The 19,964-nt window shown below is 53.7% G+C and carries 19 protein-coding genes; 9 read left to right on the top strand and 10 right to left on the bottom strand.

Annotated elements, in window-relative coordinates; all coding sequences use genetic code 11:
* Positions 1-161: 161 nt before the first annotated feature.
* Genes ABLV66_RS09400 through cmoB form a run of 5 tightly spaced genes read left to right on the top strand, consistent with a single transcriptional unit; the run spans position 162 to position 3,788 of the window.
* Positions 162-728 (top strand): hydrolase, encoded by a 567-nt coding sequence (locus tag ABLV66_RS09400; protein WP_213797646.1) that lies wholly within the window; start codon positions 162-164, stop codon positions 726-728.
* The gene (locus ABLV66_RS09395) at positions 725-1,543 is read left to right on the top strand and encodes a DUF72 domain-containing protein (RefSeq protein WP_047066811.1); all 819 of its coding nucleotides are present in this window, start codon (positions 725-727) and stop codon (positions 1,541-1,543) included. The genes ABLV66_RS09400 and ABLV66_RS09395 overlap by 4 nt, the downstream gene beginning before the upstream one ends.
* Before the next feature lie 53 nt (positions 1,544-1,596).
* A complete protein-coding gene (locus tag ABLV66_RS09390) occupies positions 1,597-1,992 on the top strand; it encodes an MAPEG family protein (RefSeq protein ID WP_015365982.1) in 396 nt (131 codons plus the stop codon).
* A gap of 39 nt (positions 1,993-2,031) precedes the next feature.
* A complete protein-coding gene (cmoA, locus tag ABLV66_RS09385) occupies positions 2,032-2,775 on the top strand; it encodes a carboxy-S-adenosyl-L-methionine synthase CmoA (protein WP_015365981.1) in 744 nt (247 codons plus the stop codon).
* The gene (gene cmoB / locus ABLV66_RS09380) at positions 2,772-3,788 is read left to right on the top strand and encodes a tRNA 5-methoxyuridine(34)/uridine 5-oxyacetic acid(34) synthase CmoB (protein ID WP_045390306.1); all 1,017 of its coding nucleotides are present in this window, start codon (positions 2,772-2,774) and stop codon (positions 3,786-3,788) included. The genes cmoA and cmoB overlap by 4 nt, the downstream gene beginning before the upstream one ends.
* 128 nt (positions 3,789-3,916) lie before the next feature.
* Here the strand turns inward: cmoB and cutC are convergent, their stop codons facing one another.
* Positions 3,917-4,657, bottom strand: coding sequence for a copper homeostasis protein CutC (cutC, locus tag ABLV66_RS09375; RefSeq protein WP_348875955.1), 741 nt, complete (start codon positions 4,655-4,657; stop codon positions 3,917-3,919).
* Between the two features lie 79 nt (positions 4,658-4,736).
* Entirely contained in the window at positions 4,737-5,306 is a 570-nt protein-coding gene (locus ABLV66_RS09370) for a VOC family protein (protein WP_047045558.1), read from the bottom strand.
* A gap of 229 nt (positions 5,307-5,535) precedes the next feature.
* On the opposite strand from ABLV66_RS09370, the gene argS reads away from it, so the two are divergent.
* Positions 5,536-7,269, top strand: a complete 1,734-nt coding sequence (argS, locus tag ABLV66_RS09365) for an arginine--tRNA ligase (RefSeq protein WP_113373564.1) — start codon at positions 5,536-5,538, stop codon at positions 7,267-7,269.
* An 80-nt stretch (positions 7,270-7,349) separates the two neighbouring features.
* Here the strand turns inward: argS and bglB are convergent, their stop codons facing one another.
* Both bglB and ABLV66_RS09355 read right to left on the bottom strand, forming a co-directional pair.
* On the bottom strand, positions 7,350-8,489 hold the full coding sequence (gene bglB / locus ABLV66_RS09360; RefSeq protein ID WP_047045553.1) for a beta-galactosidase BglB: 1,140 nt from the start codon (positions 8,487-8,489) through the stop codon (positions 7,350-7,352).
* Positions 8,490-8,493: 4 nt separating this feature from the next.
* Positions 8,494-10,077 (bottom strand): MFS transporter, encoded by a 1,584-nt coding sequence (locus ABLV66_RS09355; RefSeq protein ID WP_045390297.1) that lies wholly within the window; start codon positions 10,075-10,077, stop codon positions 8,494-8,496.
* Positions 10,078-10,433: 356 nt separating this feature from the next.
* Here ABLV66_RS09355 and uspC point away from each other — a divergent pair, with 356 nt between their 5' ends.
* A complete protein-coding gene (uspC, locus tag ABLV66_RS09350; protein WP_045376202.1) occupies positions 10,434-10,856 on the top strand; it encodes a universal stress protein UspC in 423 nt (140 codons plus the stop codon).
* A 28-nt stretch (positions 10,857-10,884) separates the two neighbouring features.
* Here the strand turns inward: uspC and otsA are convergent, their stop codons facing one another.
* From otsA to ABLV66_RS09325, 5 genes are all read right to left on the bottom strand, one after another.
* The gene (otsA, locus tag ABLV66_RS09345) at positions 10,885-12,300 is read right to left on the bottom strand and encodes an alpha,alpha-trehalose-phosphate synthase (RefSeq protein ID WP_045390293.1); all 1,416 of its coding nucleotides are present in this window, start codon (positions 12,298-12,300) and stop codon (positions 10,885-10,887) included.
* Positions 12,275-13,078: a trehalose-phosphatase gene (gene otsB, locus ABLV66_RS09340; RefSeq protein ID WP_348875957.1), complete on the bottom strand. Its 804-nt coding sequence runs from the start codon at positions 13,076-13,078 to the stop codon at positions 12,275-12,277. The genes otsA and otsB overlap by 26 nt, the downstream gene beginning before the upstream one ends.
* A gap of 161 nt (positions 13,079-13,239) precedes the next feature.
* Complete coding sequence (gene araH, locus ABLV66_RS09335) at positions 13,240-14,220, bottom strand: L-arabinose ABC transporter permease AraH (protein ID WP_045390289.1); 981 nt, start codon at positions 14,218-14,220, stop codon at positions 13,240-13,242.
* Between the two features lie 14 nt (positions 14,221-14,234).
* Positions 14,235-15,749 (bottom strand): L-arabinose ABC transporter ATP-binding protein AraG, encoded by a 1,515-nt coding sequence (gene araG / locus ABLV66_RS09330; protein ID WP_047045549.1) that lies wholly within the window; start codon positions 15,747-15,749, stop codon positions 14,235-14,237.
* A gap of 61 nt (positions 15,750-15,810) precedes the next feature.
* The gene (locus ABLV66_RS09325) at positions 15,811-16,791 is read right to left on the bottom strand and encodes an arabinose ABC transporter substrate-binding protein (protein ID WP_045390492.1); all 981 of its coding nucleotides are present in this window, start codon (positions 16,789-16,791) and stop codon (positions 15,811-15,813) included.
* Positions 16,792-17,568: 777 nt separating this feature from the next.
* On the opposite strand from ABLV66_RS09325, the gene ABLV66_RS09320 reads away from it, so the two are divergent.
* Positions 17,569-18,072, top strand: a complete 504-nt coding sequence (locus ABLV66_RS09320) for a non-heme ferritin-like protein (protein ID WP_047045546.1) — start codon at positions 17,569-17,571, stop codon at positions 18,070-18,072.
* A 57-nt stretch (positions 18,073-18,129) separates the two neighbouring features.
* On the opposite strand, the gene ABLV66_RS09315 is transcribed toward ABLV66_RS09320, so the two are convergent.
* Entirely contained in the window at positions 18,130-18,381 is a 252-nt protein-coding gene (locus ABLV66_RS09315; protein WP_063416468.1) for a DUF2766 family protein, read from the bottom strand.
* A gap of 127 nt (positions 18,382-18,508) precedes the next feature.
* Here ABLV66_RS09315 and ABLV66_RS09310 point away from each other — a divergent pair, with 127 nt between their 5' ends.
* Entirely contained in the window at positions 18,509-19,933 is a 1,425-nt protein-coding gene (locus ABLV66_RS09310) for an MFS transporter (RefSeq protein WP_316423104.1), read from the top strand.
* Positions 19,934-19,964: the final 31 nt, after the last annotated feature.

Genomic DNA, 19,964 nt, shown 5'->3' with positions numbered 1-19,964 from the left:
ACTGGAAATTCTGTCTGACGATAAGCCCGACGCAGTTTGTACGCTGCTTTGCTGCGCGCTTATTGCTTGTGCTCACATAAATTAACAAAATTTGTTACCCTTGAGCCGAATTAGCAACGGTATTGTAGCGGCCTGACAAGATAACAAGATACGGGGATACCATGTTAGAACTCAATGCGAAAAAAACCGCGCTGGTCGTTATTGACCTGCAAGAAGGCATTTTACCCTTTGCCGGCGGCCCGCATCGCGCCGACGAGGTGGTGACGCGCGCGGCAAAGCTGGCTGAAAAATGTCGTCAACAGGGTTCGCCCGTCATCATGGTTCGCGTCGGCTGGTCCGCCGATTTCGCTGAAGCGTTAAAACAGCCGGTAGATGCCCAGGCTGGCGCCGCGAAGCTGCCTGAAAACTGGTGGGTCTATCCGCCGGCGCTTGGCAAGCAGGATAGCGATCTTGAAGTGACGAAACGTCAGTGGGGCGCGTTCTACGGTACCGATCTTGAACTGCAACTTCGCCGCCGCGGTATCGACACCATTATCCTTTGCGGTATCTCCACGAATATCGGCGTGGAATCCACCGCTCGCAATGCCTGGGAACTCGGTTTCAATCTGATCATCGCTGAGGATGCGTGCAGCGCCGCCTCCGCCGATCAGCATCAGGGCAGTATGACGCATATCTTCCCGCGCATCGCCCGCGTGCGCAGTACTGAGGACATTCTCGCCGCCTTATGATTTATATCGGGCTCCCGCAATGGTCGCACCCTAAATGGGTGCGCCTTGGCATCACCGGCCTTGAAGAGTATGCCCGCCATTTTAACTGCGTGGAGGGTAATACCACCCTGTATGCCTTACCAAAGGCCGAGATAGTCGATCGCTGGTATCAACAAACTCACGATGATTTTCGGTTCTGTTTCAAATTCCCGGCCACGATTTCACATCAGGCGGCACTGCGCGACTGCGACGATTTAAGCCACGAATTTTTTACTCGTCTGGCGCCGCTGGAATCGCGCATCGGCCAGTACTGGTTGCAGTTGCCCGCCACCTTCGGGCCACGAGACCTCCCTGCCCTGTGGCATTTTCTCGATACGCTACCGAAAAACTTCACCTACGGCGTTGAAGTTCGCCATCCCGAGTTTTTCGCCAAAGGCGATGCCGAACAGCAGCTTAATCGCGGGCTACACCAGCGCAACGCCAATCGAGTTATCCTCGATAGCCGCCCGGTGCATAGCGCCGTCGCGCGTAATCCGGCGATGATCGACGCGCAGAAAAAGAAACCCAAAGTCCCGGTTCACGCGGTCATGACCGCGGAGCAGCCGATGGTGCGCTTTATCGGCAGCGATGATATGGCGCAGAATCGCGAATTGTTTCGCGTCTGGCTACAGACGCTGCCAAAATGGCATCAGTCGGCCACGCCGTGGCTGTTTTTGCATACCCCGGATATCGCCCAGGCGCCTGAACTGGTAGATACTTTATGGGAAGACCTACGCGCGGTGCTGCCGCAAGTCGGCGCCGCACCGTCAATTCCGCAGCAATCCTCGCTTTTCTGATATCCTGCTATGATAGTCGGAGCCACCTGACATAATTAAAGGGAGTTTTGGGTATGGTCAGCGCGCTGTATGCGGTTTTGGGTGCGTTATTGTTAATCAAGTTTTCCTTCGACGTGGTACGTCTGCGCATGCAGTATCGCGTCGGCTATGGCGACGGCGGTTTTAGCGAACTACAGGTCGCCATTCGCGTTCATGGCAATGCCGTGGAATACGTCCCCATTGGGCTTATCTTGCTGCTGTTTATGGAAATGAACGGCGCGCTAACCTGGATGGTGCACGTTTGCGGTATTTTGCTGATTGCCGGGCGCCTGATGCACTCGTACGGTTTCCATCATCGCCTGTTCCGCTGGCGGCGTTCCGGAATGAGCGCCACCTGGTGCTCGCTGTTGCTGATGGTGCTGGCTAACCTGTGGTATATGCCCTGGGAGTTGGTTTTCTCCCTGCGTTAGCGCACAATACGCCGTTTTCGTTTTTTCGGGTTTAACGTTATGTCTCACCGCGATACGCTTTTTTCCGCGCCGATTGCCAGTCTCGGCGACTGGACCTTTGATGAACGGGTAGCCGAAGTCTTCCCGGATATGATCCAGCGCTCTGTTCCTGGTTATTCCAATATTATTTCGATGATCGGCATGCTGGCTGAGCGTTTTGTTCAGCCAAACACTCAGGTTTACGATCTTGGCTGTTCGCTCGGCGCCGCGACGCTTTCCGTGCGCCGCAATATTGCGCACCCGGGGTGCAAAATTATCGCCATTGATAACTCCCCGGCGATGGTAGAACGTTGCCGTCGTCATATTGATGCCTATAAAGCGCCAACGCCGGTTGAGGTTATCGAGGGCGATATTCGCCATATCGCCATTGAAAATGCCTCGATGGTCGTGCTGAACTTCACTATTCAGTTCCTCGAACCGAGCGAACGTCAGGCGATCCTTGATAAAGTCTATCAAGGGCTAAATCCGGGCGGCGCGCTGGTGCTTTCCGAAAAATTCAGCTTTGAAGATGCCAACGTCGGCGAACTGCTGTTCAACATGCACCATGACTTCAAGCGCGCCAATGGCTATAGCGAACTGGAAATCAGCCAGAAACGCAGCATGCTGGAAAACGTGATGCTGACCGATTCGGTTGAAACCCATAAAGCGCGCCTTCGTCAGGCCGGATTTGAACATGCCGAACTGTGGTTCCAGTGCTTTAATTTTGGTTCGTTGGTGGCGGTTAAATCCGAGGAACGGGCATGATCGACTTCAGTAATTTTTATCAGTTGATCGCGAAAGGGCCGCTCTCCCACTGGCTGGAAACCCTGCCCGCTCAGGTCGCGGCCTGGCAACGCGAAGCGCTGCACGGTAAGTTTCGCGAATGGGAACGCGCCGTTGAGTTTCTGCCCGAGCTGGCGCCCTGGCGTCTCGATCTATTGCATAGCGTCACGGCGGAAAGCGAAACGCCACTCAGCGAAGGCCACCAGCTGCGAATTGAAAATCTGCTGCGAAACCTGATGCCGTGGCGTAAAGGCCCTTATTCGCTGTATGGCATTAATATCGATACCGAATGGCGTTCCGACCTGAAATGGGAACGCGTGCTGCCGCATCTTTCCGATCTCACCGGTCGTACTATTCTTGATGTCGGCTGCGGCAGTGGTTATCACATGTGGCGAATGATTGGCGCCGGCGCGCATCTGGCGGTCGGTATCGATCCAACCCAGCTGTTCTTATGCCAGTTTGAAGCGGTACGCAAACTCATCGGCAACGATCAGCGCGCGCACCTACTGCCGCTAGGCATCGAACAACTGCCGGCGCTGGAAGCTTTTGATACCGTCTTTTCGATGGGAGTGCTGTATCACCGCCGTTCCCCGCTGGATCATCTGTGGCAGCTCAAAGATCAGTTAGCCCCCGGCGGCGAACTGGTACTGGAGACGCTGGTCGTTGAAGGTGATGAGAACACCGTGCTGGTGCCAGGCGACCGCTACGCGCAAATGCGTAACGTTTATTTCATTCCTTCCGCCGCCGCGCTAAAACAGTGGCTGGAGAAGTGCGGATTCATCGATGTGCGCATTGTTGATACCTGCGTCACCACCAGCGAAGAGCAGCGCCGCACCGAATGGATGACGACGGAATCACTCGCCGACTTCCTCGACCCGCATGACAGCAGCAAAACGCTGGAAGGTTACCCCGCGCCGCTGCGCGCGGTGATCGTCGCCACTAAACCAGAGACGCAACAGTCGCTGGCGAAAAAAGCGGCCGCGGCCAGGGCGTAATTCACCTCAGCCGACCACTGGCCCTCGTGGGATAAAAAAAGGCCCCTGTTGAAATTGCAGGGGCCTGGTACGGGCAATCATCATATTGGGCGACATGATGTGCAGCAAAAAACGGTTAGCTTCGCGGGCTAATCCCGCGCGGCAGAAATAATCTGTTTCATTTCCGCCACCGCTTCGCCGTTAACGGCATAGCGGCAATATTCATCGGCATCTGCGTCGGTGGACATCGATAACCCCGGATTACGAAAGCGCATCGGCGATGGCAACCACTGCCCCGCTGAGCTATGCACCTCTTTGAGGCCTGCCTGTAGAAACTTTTGCAGATTGGCAGCCCGCACTCCCGCTCCGGCCATAATGATTGGAGTATCGCCCAGCGCAATTAGTTCCATAATTTTTGCAAGACCTTGTTCCGCCGTTGGCCGTTGACCGGAAGTGAGGATGCGAGCAACGCCCAGTTCAGCAAGCGCATGCCAGGCCTGACGCGGGTCGGCGCACATATCAAAGGCGCGATGGAAGGTCACCGCCAGCGGACCCGCCGCCGCCATAATTTTTCGCATACGGGGGATATCCACCTGGCCGTCAGCATCGAGCACGCCAATCACCAGACCAGAAAAACCCAGATCTCTGACCGTCGCCACATCATCCAGCATGGCGGCAAATTCACCCTCGGTGTAACAAAAATCGCCGCCGCGCGGACGGATAATCGGATGAACCGGAATCGAGATATTGTCTCGCACCGAACGCAGCACGCCCAACGACGGCGTTAACCCGCCCTCCTGCGGCGCGGCGCAAAGTTCAATGCGATCGGCGCCGCAGCGCTGCGCCTCAAGCGCGCATTCCATGCTATAGCAGCAAACTTCCAGCAACATCGATTCCTTCTCCATTTTCATCACGGGCAGCACAGCATGTCACGATTTTTCCCCGCAGACGCCGCGCGGCTTCACACTGTTAAGTATCGGTTCGCTCGCTGGCGACGATTTGCTCGATCGACCAGGGATGGAATTTGATGGTCACTTTGCCGTCCGTGACCGCAAGCGTCGGGTTCGGCAAGCGTTCACGCTCCCCTTTCGGCGAGCTGGTTTTTACGAAAATTCCCGGCTGGCTGAGCCCGTCATCGGAAAGCAAGGCCAGCGCGCGAGCGTTGAGGGTTTCCGGCTCGCCCGGCAGAACGATTTCGATATGTTCCCAGCCTTCGTGCGGATAGCGTTTTTCCCCCGGCCATGGCAACTCCACAACCGTAAAGCGCCAGTGGGCGACACAAATAGGTTCGGCAAGCTTAAATAAGCAAATGGGGCGGCCATTAATGATATTTTCCGATAACAACGCGCCGCAACGCTCCAGCCCCTGCCGCCAGCGTTCCGCCGTAGTATTTTGATGACAGCGCAGCGAGATATGGTCGGCGTCCAGCGGCGCAAGCTCCAACCCCAACCGTTCGGCCAGCGCTTGCAGCGCATCGCTAAAACGCGGTAAATCCGCCGAAATATCTTTCAGTTCATCAATTTGCTGCCAGTTCGCCATCTTGCGCCTCGGTCATTGCTAAAAAGGCTAATTTATCCTGTTTCGCCGCCCCGACCAACCGCCAATCCGCGCGCCTGAACAACGAATGGTTATTCATTAAGCGTGCCGCTTTACAACTTGCGCGCGGTGCTGACGGCTGGGCGCAAATGCAGTATACTCCCGCCTTAATTTGTCCATGTTCCGGCGCCGCCCCACAGGGGTTCTCGCGCCTTAAAAGTAAGGTATTCCGGTGAATATTCAGGCTCTTCTCTCAGAAAAAGTCAGCCAGGCCCTGATCGCGGCAGGCGCGCCTGCCGATTGCGAACCTCAGGTCCGCCAGTCAGCAAAAGTTCAGTTCGGCGACTATCAAGCCAATGGCGTGATGGCAGTGGCCAAAAAACTGGGCATGGCGCCGCGACAACTTGCAGAGCAGGTACTGTCTCATCTCGATCTGAACGGCATTGCCAATAAAGTCGAAATCGCCGGGCCGGGCTTTATCAATATTTTCCTCGATCCGGCCTTCCTGGCGGAAAACGTCAATCTCGCGCTGCAGTCCGAGCGCCTGGGCGTGGCGAAACCACAGCCGCAGACCATCGTTGTTGACTACTCCGCGCCGAACGTGGCGAAAGAGATGCATGTCGGCCATCTGCGTTCAACCATCATCGGCGATGCCTCGGTACGTACTCTGGAATTCCTCGGCCATCGCGTTATCCGCGCCAACCACGTCGGTGACTGGGGTACCCAGTTCGGGATGCTGATCGCTTATCTGGAAAAGCAGCAGCAGGAAAACGCCGGCGAAATGGCGCTGGCCGACCTCGAAGGTTTCTACCGCGAAGCGAAAAAGCACTATGACGAAGACGAAGCGTTCGCCGAGCGCGCGCGTAGCTACGTGGTTAAGCTGCAGGGCGGCGACGAGTACTTCCTGCAGATGTGGCGTAAACTGGTCGACATCACCATGTCGCAAAACCAGATCACCTACGATCGCCTGAATGTCACCCTGACTCGCGATGATGTGATGGGTGAAAGCCTGTACAATCCGATGCTGCCGGGGATCGTTGCCGATCTGAAAGCAAAAGGTATGGCCGTCGAGAGCGAAGGCGCGACCGTGGTCTTCCTTGATGAATACAAAAACAAAGAAGGCGAACCGATGGGCGTCATCATCCAGAAAAAGGATGGCGGCTACCTCTACACCACTACCGATATCGCCTGCGCAAAATACCGTTATGAAACGCTGCATGCCGACCGCGTGCTCTACTACATCGACTCTCGTCAGCATCAGCACCTGATGCAGGCATGGACCATTGTCCGTAAAGCCGGCTATGTGCCTGAATCCGTACCGCTGGAACACCACATGTTCGGCATGATGCTCGGGAAAGATGGTAAACCGTTTAAAACCCGCGCCGGCGGTACCGTCAAACTGGCCGATCTGCTGGACGAAGCGCTGGAGCGCGCACGCCGCCTGGTGGCCGAGAAGAACCCGGATATGCCTGCCGATGAGCTGGAAAAACTGGCCAATGCGGTGGGTATCGGCGCGGTGAAATATGCTGACCTGTCGAAAAACCGTACTACTGATTACATTTTCGACTGGGATAACATGCTGGCGTTCGAAGGTAATACCGCGCCTTACATGCAGTATGCCTATACCCGCGTGCTGTCGGTGTTCCGTAAAGCCGGTATCGACGAAAGCGCGCTGGCTGCCGCGCCGGTGGTTATTAGCGAAGATCGCGAAGCGCAGTTGGCTGCCCGCCTGCTGCAGTTCGAAGAAACGCTGGCCGTCGTCGCCCGTGAAGGTACTCCGCACGTAATGTGCGCCTACCTGTACGATCTGGCCGGTCTGTTCTCTGGTTTCTACGAACACTGCCCGATCCTCAGCGCCGAAAGCGAAGAGGCCCGTAATAGCCGCCTGAAACTGGCGCTGCTGACGGCGAAGACGCTGAAGCTGGGTCTTGATACTCTGGGCATTGAGACCGTAGAGCGGATGTAAAAAACAAACCCGGTGAAAGCCGGGTTTGTTTTATTAGTCGCCCCGGTACGCGCAACGCGGCCGGGGAGTCTATGCCGCTATCAGAAATACTTGCGCAGATATTCCGTCAGACAAAGAATCGCCATCGCCTGGCCGTACGGCATCGACGTCAGCGGAATTTGCCGATAAAAATCAAGATCGGAACCCATCCCGGTACCAAACGAGGTTTGCAGCAGTTCCCCCTCTGGTGAAATATTTCGCACAATCCCGCGTATCGCCTTTTCGGCAACCTCGGTGTACTCCGCCCCGACATAACGCTTGCGTATCGCTTTCAGGATGCCGTAAGCAAAGCCCGCCGTCGCTGACGCTTCAAGGTAGGAATGCGGATCGTCGAGCAGGGTATGCCAGAGGCCGCTCTCATCCTGACAGTCAGCTAACGCGGCAATTTGCGCATTCAGTACCTGTAGCAGATAGCGGCGCACCGCACTCCCCTCTGGCAAATCCACCAGCTCAAGGAAGTCCGGGATAACGATGGTGAGCCAGCTGTTACCCCGCGCCCAGCGCGCACGCGCAAAGTTGTGCCGACCGTCGTAATTCCAGCCGTGGAACCACAGGCCAGTCTCTTTGTCCATCAGGTTCTGTACATGCAGCAAGAACTGATAGGTTGCTTCTTCAATGTAGTGCGGACGATTTAGTAATTTACCGATTTTGGCTAGCGGCAGCACCGTCATCATCAGCGTGTCATCCCACATCTGCTGATGGTTCTCTTCCGCCAGGGTAATGTGCTGCATGCCTCCCTGCTCGGTGCGCGGCATCTCATGCATCGCCCACTCGGCCCAGCTATCGAGCCACGGGAGATACTCCTGACGCCCGGTCTCTTCATAGCGATAAGCCAGCGTCAAAAACGGCGCCATGGTATTAACGTTTTTGGTGGTTGCCCCTTCGGCGAAGCGGTCGGCGAACCAGCCGTCAATGATATCGCGCATGGCGGTATCGCCGGTTTGTTGATAATACTGGTAGATGCCGTACAGCCCAACGCCGTGGGTCCATTCCCAACCGGCCCAACCTTTGGTATCGATGACTCGCCCGTCGTCCAGCCGCAGTAAAAATTGCCCGCTTTCATCCTTAATATTCACCAGGTTTTGCGTCACATTACGGATCAATGCCTGAAGCTCGCTGCGAGCGATAAAGCGCTCAGGCTGACGCAATAATGGGCTATGTTTGACCGGCCAAACTTTCATGTTCTTAACCTCTGGTATATGTCGAATTCAAAGCACCGCCCTGATTCAGCGCCGGGGCGGCAGGTTTATTGCGATTCAGGTAACCAATATTGTTATTGCCCCACAGGCATTCGTAAGGCATCCCCGCCAGCTGCTCAACCACCGCGCGGTTTTCCGCTGTCGCCCGCTCGGGCTGTGCGTAACCGACATCGCGCATCATTAGCGTCTCGGCGCGCAGCACGCTATGCGTATGCAGATTGAGTTTAAAGCGCAGGGAGACCAGGAAGCCGCAAGCCAGCACCACCAACGTACCGACGCTAAGGATCAACAGAATGGTATGACTCACGCCTTCCGGCTGAATTTTTTGCCCGGAGACAAAGCCCGATAGTTGCATGATGATGCCAACCAGCATCACCGCCCCCGCCTGCGACGCTTTGCGGGTCAGCGTCATGATACCGGCGAAAATACCCTCCCGACGCTGGCCGGTAATGACTTCGTCGACGTCGGCAATATAGGTGTAGGTATTCCACGGCACGTAATTAATGCCGCCGCGCCCCAGGCCCGCGATAGCAGAAATGAGCAGCAATAATGAATAGACATCGCTCAGCCCCGCGTAATAAAGCACGGCATAAGAGAGTGAACTCAAACCGAACAGCACCACTACCATGCGGTATGAAGGCGCCGGGCCAAAGCGGATGCAGAGCGGGATCATGGCGATGACCGCGATAAACTGGAAGATAGCCATCGTGCCGAGTAAGTTAGAGGCGACGGAGGCATCCTGCATCAGCACAAAGACCACATAATAGGTAAACACCGCATTGAAAACGTCCTGCGCGATGTAACCGCCCAGATACATACCAAGATGCTGGCGGAAGATTTTAATGCGCAGCGTAGAGCTAAGCTCAATAAACAGCCGGTTAAGACTCTGCGCGAGGGTTAAATTGCGTTTTTCTTCTTCTGCGCGCAGCGCCGCTTCAGACCACGCTTCCCGAGGGCGCTCCCAGGTAAAAAACCAGACGAAGGTCAGCATCAGGGCGCACAGCACCGAAAAGACCAGGCTTGCATAAAAAAATGAGCTGGCGTTGTCTTTACCCAGTTGGGTGAGCAGAATCCCCGGTAAAAACGAGGCTAATATCGCCGACATCTGCGCCATGGAAATACGCGCGCCTGAAAATTTGGTCTTCTGTTTGAAATCATCGGTCATCTCCGGCACCAGCGTCTCGTAGGGCACCAGAATCATGGTATAGACAATATCAAACAGCAGATAAGTCGCGAGGTAATACCAGAACCCCATATCGCCTACCCACATCATTGAGTAGCTAAAGACACAGGGAATACCGAGCAAAATAAAAAATTTGCGTCTGCCGAATCGCTTACCCAGCCAGGTAGAGCCAAAGTTATCGGTTAAGAAGCCCATCAGGGGGCTAACGACCGCGTCGAGTACGCGCGCGGTGGCGAAAATGAGCGTCGCCTCAATGGGTGATAGCCCGCAGAAAGTGGTGTAAAAATAGAGTAGCCATGCTGCGGTAAGCGCGGTAGTTCCCGCGCCGAGAAAATCGCCGGAACCATAGGCGAGATAATTAGCCAAACCGATTTTTCGTGTTTTCATCGCCGTAAATCCTGTCTCTTTTTTATTAGATAACTTCGGCCTTACCAGGCTATACCGAAGTTTTGCGGATACATGGCTACAGTAAGATCATGAAAACCGGCTTACCTTTGCATTTTTGCCAGTACTAATCATTCAGTGGCAAAAAAACAAAGGGCCGGGCAACATGCGTCACCGATTTATAAAACAGCGTTTCTTTTAAAGCAAAAGAGAGAATCATTTTTGCGAGTCGGCTGCCAGAATCTGATATCACACGGCCGGAGAAAGGCGTTTTTAACCGCGCGAATACCCCTTGTGGAAAGATGGAATTAGGAGTAAAGAAAGTAGAAAGATCCCGTTGCGTATCTCAAGGAGGCTAGATGCCCTACTCTCATCTGTTAGTCGCCGTCGCCCCAACGCCGGAAAGCCGCATGTTGGTCAATAAAGCGGTGTCTATCGCACGTCCGCTTAATGCGCAGGTCAGCCTGATCACGCTGGCGACAGATCCGGAAATGTATAATCAGTTCGCCGCGCCGATGATGGAGAATTTGCGTGAGATTATGCAGGAGGAGACTCGTAGCTTTCTTAATGAACTCGCCGCCCAGGCGGACTATCCCATCAGTAAAATGACCATCGCCAGCGGCGAACTTTGTCATCACGTGAAGGATTTTTGCCGTCAGCATCACGTCGACCTGGTAATCTGCGGCAACCATAACCAGAGCCTGTTTTCCCGCGCAACCTGTTCAGCGAAGAATATCGTCGGCAGCAGCGGAGTCGATGTGCTGTTGGTTTCCCTGGAATAAGCTGATGCCGAAGCATCAGCCATTTTGACTACGCGGAGGGAGTAACTACGGTTGGCTGCTGGCAGCTATCTTCATGCGACTTTACACGCTTTAGATCGGCAACGAACTGCGCCTGCCAGTTATCAATATCATTATTCTCGATCGCCTTGAGCATTTTGCCATGGCGAATAATTCGCTCCGCAAGCGGCATAGTCAGAGCGCGGTCCAGCGCCGCCGCCACTTCATCGCGATCGTAAGGGTTGACGATGAGCGCGGAAGTCAGTTCATTCGCCGCGCCAGCGAACTGCGATAGCACCAACACCCCAGGGTTTTCAGGGTCCTGCGCGGCGACAAACTCCTTGGCCACGAGGTTCATGCCATCGCGTAGCGGCGTGACCAGCCCCACATCCGAATAACGAAATACCTTCATGAGTAGTTTGCGATCGAAGTGCTGATTCAAATAATACAGCGGCGTCCACCCCAGTTGACCATAGTGGCCGTTGATTCGCCCGGCGGCCGTTTCCAGTTGATGGCGGATATCCTGATAAGCCTGAACATCGCCCCGCGAAGTGGGCGCTATCTGGGTATAGCGAATTTTTCCACGATGCTGCGGGTAGTTTTCCAGCAGCGCCTCGTAAGCCTGAAAACGCTCCGGCAGCCCCTTGGAGTAATCCAGGCGCTCAACGGAAAAAATATTCTTAACTCCTTTTAGTTCAGCTTTCAATTGAGCCAACTTCGGCGGCAGCGGCCCGCTGGCGCTGCGCGCGACTTCCTGAGGTTCGATGCTTATCGGATAGACGGCAGTACGGAACGTCTTACCCCAGGCACGGTATTGCTGGTGACCCACTTCGCACAAGGTCGTTTGTTGGGCGACGCAATCAACAAATGCCTGCCGGTCGTTTTCGGTCTGAAAGCCGAGTAAATCATAATCACAAAGCTGTTCAAGAAGCTCCGCATGTGGAGGTAAAGCGTTGAATATTTCAGGCGTCGGAAACGGAATATGCAGGAAGAAACCGATGCGGTTTTTGACGCCGTTTTTGCGTAATTCACTGGCAAATGGCAATAGGTGATAATCATGAACCCAAATCATATCGTCGTCGGCTAGCAGCGGCAGCAGCTTTTGCGCCACAGCGGCGTTAACGCGCAGATACCCCTCCCACGCCGGACGCTGAAAATTGACTAAGTCGAGACGATAGTGAAACGCGGGCCATAGCACCGCATTGGAAAACTGATTGTAGTAGAGCTCGTGATCTTCTTCGCTAAGGTTGAATGAGGCCCAGGAAATATCCCCTTTACTCACCTTCTTCAACGGCTGGCTATCATCGCCGATCTCCCCACTCCAGCCAAACCACGTGCCGCCGCTCGCCTTCAGCGCACCTAAAATACCCACCGCCAGGCCGCCAGCGCTGGCCTTTTTATCATTCGGCGTTGCAATACGGTTAGATACTACGACTAAACGACCCATGGTCATCCCTCCCGTTAGTGAATACATCCAGGCATTGCGTATTGTCGACGACGTGACGTAACCACTGATGTACGGCGGCAACATTTGCCAGCCGCCAGCGCGCCTGTGTGTCGCCTTGTCCAACTTTTATCGATACTCCGCCTAATTGATTAACCATAGTAAAACCCGCCTCATCAGTCAGGTCATCGCCGATAAATACCGGCTTTCGTCCCGCAAAAGGCGCTTCCCGCATAAACGCGGCAATCGCTTCACCTTTGTTAATCCCGCGCGGTTTGATCTCAACGACACACTTCCCTTGCTGAATGGCCAGAATCGGATAATGCTGCACGATATCCTGCGCCAATGCCAGGATGGCGCTCTGGTGTTGTGGCGCCTGGCGATAGTGCAGCGCAAAAGCGATGCCTTTATCTTCCAGTTCACTGCCAGGCAGCGCCTGTAGCGCCGAAGTTAATGCTTCGCCGACCTCACGGCTCAGCGCCGGCGGTAGTGATACATCATGTCTTTTTCCATTGATATCGCGGCGTTCAGCCCCGTGGACGCCGGCAAGCGGCAATCGCCAGTGACGGGTAAGTGCGTCGAGCTCTGCGAGTGAGCGCCCTGAAATCAATGCCACAGCGTCATGTTGCTGCTGTGCCAGTAATCGCAACATCTGAAGGACGTCTTCGGGGATAACAACCTGATCGGGATGAGGTTTGATATCGGCAAGCGTGCCGTCAAGATCCAGAAAAAATGCGTGGTTTCCGGTTAGCTCAGGCGGTACAGATATCTGGTCAGCCACCCTGTATTCCTCCTTATCATGGCCAGCATTACGCTGGTTGTTAACTAATTGTTAGCCATGTAAGTATAGACAGTGTGACCAGCCTCGCCATTTTTGATAGTCACCGCCAGCGCAGCGGGCGCTGGCGGGACATTATGAGTAGACTTAAAAGTTGCGCTCAATTAATGCGAACGTTTCGCTTTTTGCTTGTAACGGTCGAAGATAACCGCCGCCAACAATATCACCCCGCGGACCACATATTGCGAGAATGGCGAGATGTTCAGCAGGTTCATCGCATTCTCTACGGTACCCAGAATCAGGATCCCGGCCACCACATAAGAGATCTTACCGATCCCGCCTTTTAGCGATACGCCACCCAGTACGCATGCCGAGATCACAATCAGTTCATAACCAATTGAGGTCATAGGCTGACCACTGGTCATGCGCGAAGCCAAAATGATCCCCGCCGCCGCCGATACCAAACCTGAAAGAACGAAGATGATAATCTTGGTACGAACCACCGGTACCCCTGCCAGACGCGCAGCCTCCTCATTGCCTCCTATTGCCAGAGTATTGCGGCCAAAGGTGGTTTTATTCAGCAGCAGTCCAAAGACAATCAGGCAGGCAACCGTCAGCCAGATAGGCGCCGGCAAACCTAACCAGTTGGCATAGCCCAGGGTGAAGAAACGTTCATCCTCAATGCCAACCGCTTTACCATCGGAAATAATATAGGCTAGCCCGCGGACAATTTGCATGGTGGCCAGGGTCGTGATTAGCGCGTTGATCTTCAAACGCGCAATAACAAAACCATTCACCAGCCCGCTGACCGCCCCTAATAGTAATCCTGCGGCAATACCAATCCACAGGCTTTCGGTGAGATTAATCACCACCGCTGTTGTCACACCGGCGCAGGCAATCACAGAAGCAACTGACAAATCAAAATCGCCTGAAGCCAGGCAGAACAGCATTCCGCAGGCGACCATTCCCGACATGGAAATCGCCAGCCCTAATCCTTTCATGTTGACGAAAGAAGCAAAATTGGGAACAAAGATCACGCAGCCGATGAATAACACGGCGAAGACCACCAGCATTCCAAACTGATCCCAGATTCGGCCGAAACTGAAAGAGGATCGGGCAGCGCTGGGTGTAGTTACAGATGACATCATTCACTCCTTACTCAGGCTACGGCCTGGCTGACTTTAGGCATTGCAAGGCTCAGCGCCTGCTGTTCATTCGCGTCTTCATGCAGCAATTCACCGGCCACTTCACCTTCGCGCATGACGACGATGCGGTCGGCGACGCCGAGCACTTCTGGCAGGTCGCTGGAGGCAAAAACGACCGCCACGCCAGAAGCCGCCAGCGCATAGATAACGTTGTAGATTTCATGCTTTGCGCCAACATCAATGCCGCGGGTCGGTTCATCAAGCAGGATGACCTTCATCTCTTCCGACAACCAGCGACCAAGAATAGCCTTCTGCTGATTACCACCGGAAAGATTCATAATTAACTGCCCAGCTCCTGGGGTTTTAATATTGAGCGATTTGATATGTTGTTCGGCATTACTCGCTTCCCAGGCATTGTTAATCAGGCAGCCGGCATGAATATGCTTACGCCGGGCGCTGATATTGATGTTGTCGCGCACCGAATGTACCGGAATGATGCCCTCGGCTTTGCGATCCTCCGGACACAGCATCATTCCCGCCTGAATCGCCTGCGCGGGTTTGCGAATATTTATCGCCTGACCATCGATATAGACCTGACCGCCGGTAATTCTGCTGCCGCCAAACAGCCCTTTCATTAATTCACTGCGTCCGGCGCCGACCAGACCAAACAGGCCGACAATTTCACCGCTGCGTACCGATAAACTGATTGGCATTCTGACGCCCGGCGCTTTAACCTCTTCGAGCCGCAGCCGCTCACTGCCATATTCACGCGCTTTCCAGCCGTAGATATCGCCAAGATTACGACCCACCATCGCTTGCACGAGCACGTCGTGGTCCACCAGCCGCATGTCATCGAAGGTACGCACGTAGCGGCCATCTTTAAACACGGTAATGGCATCGCTGAGAGCGAAAATTTCCTCCATACGGTGTGAGACATAAATAATCACTCGCCCTTCTTCACGTAGCTCGCGAATGACGCGAAAAAGGTTGTCGATTTCCCGTGCGGAGAGTGAACTGGTAGGCTCATCAAACGCGATGATCTTCGCGTTACGCGCCAGCGCCTTGGCAATTTCCACCATCTGCCACTGGCCGATCGACAAATACTTCAGCGGCGTCTCCGGGTCGATATCCAACCCCAGATGTTCTAACTGCAGCCGCGCTTCATAATTCAATAAAGACCGGTTCACAATGCCGCCTTTATGCGGCAACTGACCAAGATAGATATTTTCGGCAACGGTCATTTCCGGGATAAGATGCAGTTCCTGATAAATAATCGCCACGCCGGCATTTAGCGCCGCGGTGGTATTACTAAATGCCATCTGCTGGCCATCAATTTGCAGATACCCGGCAGTCGGAATGTAGTTACCGCTGAGAATTTTTAAGAGGGTGGACTTCCCGGCGCCGTTTTCACCCATCAGCGCGTGGATCTGCCCGCGATAGCAGTCAAAGCTGATATCAGACAGCGCTTTAACGCCCGGGAACGTCATGGTGATGCCGCGAAATGAGAGATAAGGGGTAGATTGTTGCATAACGACTCCGCTCTACTACGCATAACCTCCCGCCAGGGCGGGAGGCGGAATGAACCCGGCCTTACAGCCCTTTCTTCGCCAATTCTTGCTTAAAGTTATCGCGGGTAATCAGCACCACGTCGGTCACGGCGGTAAATTTCGGCGGCTCGGTCCCTTTGGTCACCCAGTTGTAGAGCATCTCACTGGTTTTATAGCCATGAATGTCCGGGCTTGGCAGCAAAGAGCCATAGAACCCCGTCGGCTGGGCTTTCGAAAGTTCGTTCACCGCGTCAACGCCGTTAATGCCGATACCGATAACATCCGGCGCTTTAAAGCCCTGGCCTTCAGTCGCACGTACGCCACCCAACACGGTGTTATCGTTCATGCCAACAATTAACCAGTGTTTGACCTGAGGGTGCTGAACCAACATGGAGTTGCCCGCATCGAAAGCCCCTGGGATATCATTAGATTTGGTTGGCACGCGATAGATCTGTTTTTCCGGGAAACCCGCCGCTTTCAGCGCGTCGATCGAACCGGTAGTACGGCGGCGGGCGGTATCCAGTTCATCGGCGGTAATCGCCATCACGCCGGTATCTTTCACGTCCCAGCCGCGTTTTTGCATCTCTTTATACAATTCCTGCCCCTGACGAGCGCCGATTTCGCTGGCGGCCATCATGACCAGCGGCACGCTCTCCATCGGCTTACCTTTGGCATTAACAAACTGATCGTCGACGGTGATAACTTTCATGTCATAGCCGCGTGCCTTGGCAACAATCGCCGACCCCAGTTTTGGGTCCGGCGTGCAGATGACAAATCCCTTCGCGCCGCTGGCGGCGAGGCTGTCGATCGCATTAAGCGTTTTTTCGCCATCCGGTACCGCGATTTTAATGACATCAAAGCCCAGGTCCTTGCCGGCTTTATCAGCAAATTTCCACTCGGTCTGGAACCAGGGTTCCTCTGGTTGCTTCACCAGAAAACCGAGCTTGAGGTTTTCAGCCATAGCTGATTGTGACATAACCGCCGCGAGGCCAATGGCCGCCAGCGCTTTAGTGAATTTGTGCATGGTAAACTCCAGCTTTATTTCGCTTTTCTGTAGGGAAAAATCGGACTTAAATTTTTTATCGGTCTTAAAACAAGGCATTAGAAAAAACGCAATCAACATTGCCGTTGTTAAAATAGTTTTAACTGGAAATTATTTATCCATACGAGAGCGTCATCACACCGCAGAATTACAGTAATTGCGTACATAAATTCAGCAAAAAATGACATAAAAAAAACGCTAATTGTCAGACAATTAGCGTCATGCGTGACATAATAATCCATATCATCAGCAGACTTATCCTTGTGGCTGCGTCGACGCTATCCCAGGCGACTCTGGCCTTCTATTCTCAGCCAGCATAGACGTTATTCTTCTACCCCCTTACAAAAATGATCTATCACAAATTCATTCTCATCTCGCTATTTTCGAATAATGAATAAGCTATGATCGATATATGAAATTATCGTTAAATCAACTTTATTAATACAAATTAACTAGCCCTACGAATAATTAAACATAAGCATTTAAATTCAGATGGTTACAATACAATAATTACAAAAAACCAATTTAAACAATCGCTAAGCTGATGTTGTAACAAATCGTAAATTACCCGTGTTGAGAGTTTCCTTATTCTATATACAAGGGTATTCTTAATGTGTCGGCAGAAACAAATAAATGGTTAAGTGCAAATGGAAAGCACCGTATTTATTTCCTGCCCATTGCATTGCGCCTGCTGTATTCGCCTGTGCAAGGCGATGGTAGCGCGTCATACTTCCCTTGCGGATAAATAAGGATATTGTTATGGCAGTTCCAGGAATGGTTCAGAAATTAAATACCCAGATTAATCTTGAGTTTCACGCCTCAAATGTTTATCTACATTTAGGCGAATGGTGCGCGCAGCAGCGCCTGAACGGTACCGCAACCTTCTTACGTACCCGTGCGCAATCCAGCGTGACGTTAATGATGCAGGTTTTTGACTATATGAAAAAGGCCGGGGCCTGGCCAATAGTGAAAGCCGATGAAAGCTATCCCCCACAATGCTCAACGCTTGAAGAGGTGTTTGCCAAAACCCTTGAAGAGTATCAGCAACGTAGCAACATGCTGTCCGGTCTGGCGCAGGAAGCAAAAGCGCAGCACGATGACACAACGTGGCGTTTTTTGACGCTGCTGGAGAAAGAACAGCAGCAAGATGGACTTTTATTGCAAACCGTCCTTGATGAAATACGGACTGCAGATAAAGCCGGGCTCGGTATGGAGCAAACGGACCGTCGACTTCTCAATCTCATCTCGCCTCAACACCACTAATTGAATCCGGCCGTTCCTGACTGGAACGGCCGGGCAATCAACTGCGCAGTGATAAATCTAGTGCGCTTCACCCTGCGGGGTAAACTTCAGCTCAATCAATGCAATTGCTTTTTGTACTGCGCGCAGCGTAACCGGATCCGCCGAAGCAGGGCTGCTCGCAAAATCAATCGCTTTTAACTGGGCCGCCATTTTTTCGCGCACTTCGACCGGGGCGATAACGTCAATCACATCGAGGATTTGTTTGATGACCAGCTGGCATGCAACGACATCAGATACCAGCTCATCTTGTTCAGTGAAAGGTTGAGACATTTTTTACTCCTATTTTCAGGAGCGTAATAGTAACCTAAATCGCACCAGATAAAAAAACATGTGCGGGAGCGGCGAAAAGAAAACGTACCGCAAAGATACTTATTCACTTTGCTATGGCAACGACTCAATGGGTACAACAACAATTACGCCGAAAGCAGGCGCTTTTTCCGCCCCGGCATTATTGGTGGCTGGCGCTTTCTTTATGGAGTTTCTCGATGGCACGGTCATCGCTACCGCCCTGCCTGATATGGCGAAGGATTTTGGCGTAGCGGCGGTCGCGCTTAATATCGGCATCAGCGCCTACCTGATCACCCTCGCGGTGCTGATCCCCGCCAGCGGCTGGATTGCCGACCGCTTCGGCGCGCGAAAAGTGTTTACGCTGGCACTAGCCATTTTTACCCTCGCCTCCGTTTTCTGCGGTTTATCGCGCAACATCGAAAGCTTTGTGACAATGCGCATTCTACAGGGCGTCGGCGGCGCGCTAATGGTCCCCGTCGGGCGACTGGCGGTGTTGCGCGCCACGCCCAAAGATCAGCTCATCAAGGCAATAGCCACGCTGACCTGGCCGGCATTGGTCGCACCGATAATCGGCCCGCCGCTCGGGGGCTTTATTACCAGTTACGCCAGCTGGCACTGGATCTTTTTTATAAACGTGCCGCTTGGGCTACTGGCGATGGCGCTCTCGCTACGCATCATTCCCAGCATCCGTGAAGAAGAACGCCGCCCCTTCGACCTCCCCGGTTTTGTGGCGACGTCATTGGCAATGATAAGTCTGGTGGCAGCTATGGAACGGCTCGGCGACCAGCAGCCACAAAGTTGGCAAACGCCGGCGCTCCTGGCGACGGGTATGGGATGTATGGCTTTTGCGCTACGTCATTTCCGCCGCGCCGCCTGGCCAATGGTACGGTTGGACGCTCTGCAGGTTCCGACTTTCCGGGTAACCATGTACGGCGGTTCACTGTTTCGCGCCTCGATAAGCGCCGTCCCGTTTCTGCTTCCGCTATTATTCCAGGTAGGGTTCGGTATGGATGCTTTTCATTCCGGGCTACTGGTGCTGGCCGTTTTCGTCGGCAATCTCACTATCAAGCCCGCAACCACGCCGCTCATCCGCTGGTTGGGTTTTCGCCGCTTATTGCTGATTAACGGTGCGCTGAATGTCGCCTCGCTACTTGCCTGCGCGCTGTTAACGCCGCAAACGCCGGCATGGCTGATAATGTTGATCCTCTATCTTGGCGGGGTGTTCCGTTCCATCCAATTTACCGGCGTCAGTACGCTCGCTTTTGCCGACGTTCCTTCCGCTCAGATGAGTTATGCCAATACGCTGTTCAGCACCGCTTCACAGCTGGCGGTTGGGCTAGGTATCACTCTCGGCGCCATCGGCATCCGCATCGGTGAACAGTTGAGCGAGTGGTTTAACCTGACGACTCTACCGGGAATTGATTACCGTATGGCGTTTGTCTTTATTGCGCTGATTTGTTTGGTAGGGATGGTTGATACGTTGCACCTTACGCGAGATGCTGGCAGCACGGTATCCAGCAAAGAAAAACCATAGCAAACAGACCTGCACATGGATGCAGGCCTGT

The sequence above is a fragment of the Klebsiella sp. CN_Kp073 genome (genome assembly GCF_040065495.2).
Taxonomy (GTDB): domain Bacteria; phylum Pseudomonadota; class Gammaproteobacteria; order Enterobacterales; family Enterobacteriaceae; genus Klebsiella; species Klebsiella aerogenes.
The sequence above is the reverse complement of the archived record's forward strand: the minus strand, read 5'-3'. Positions and strand labels throughout refer to the sequence as shown.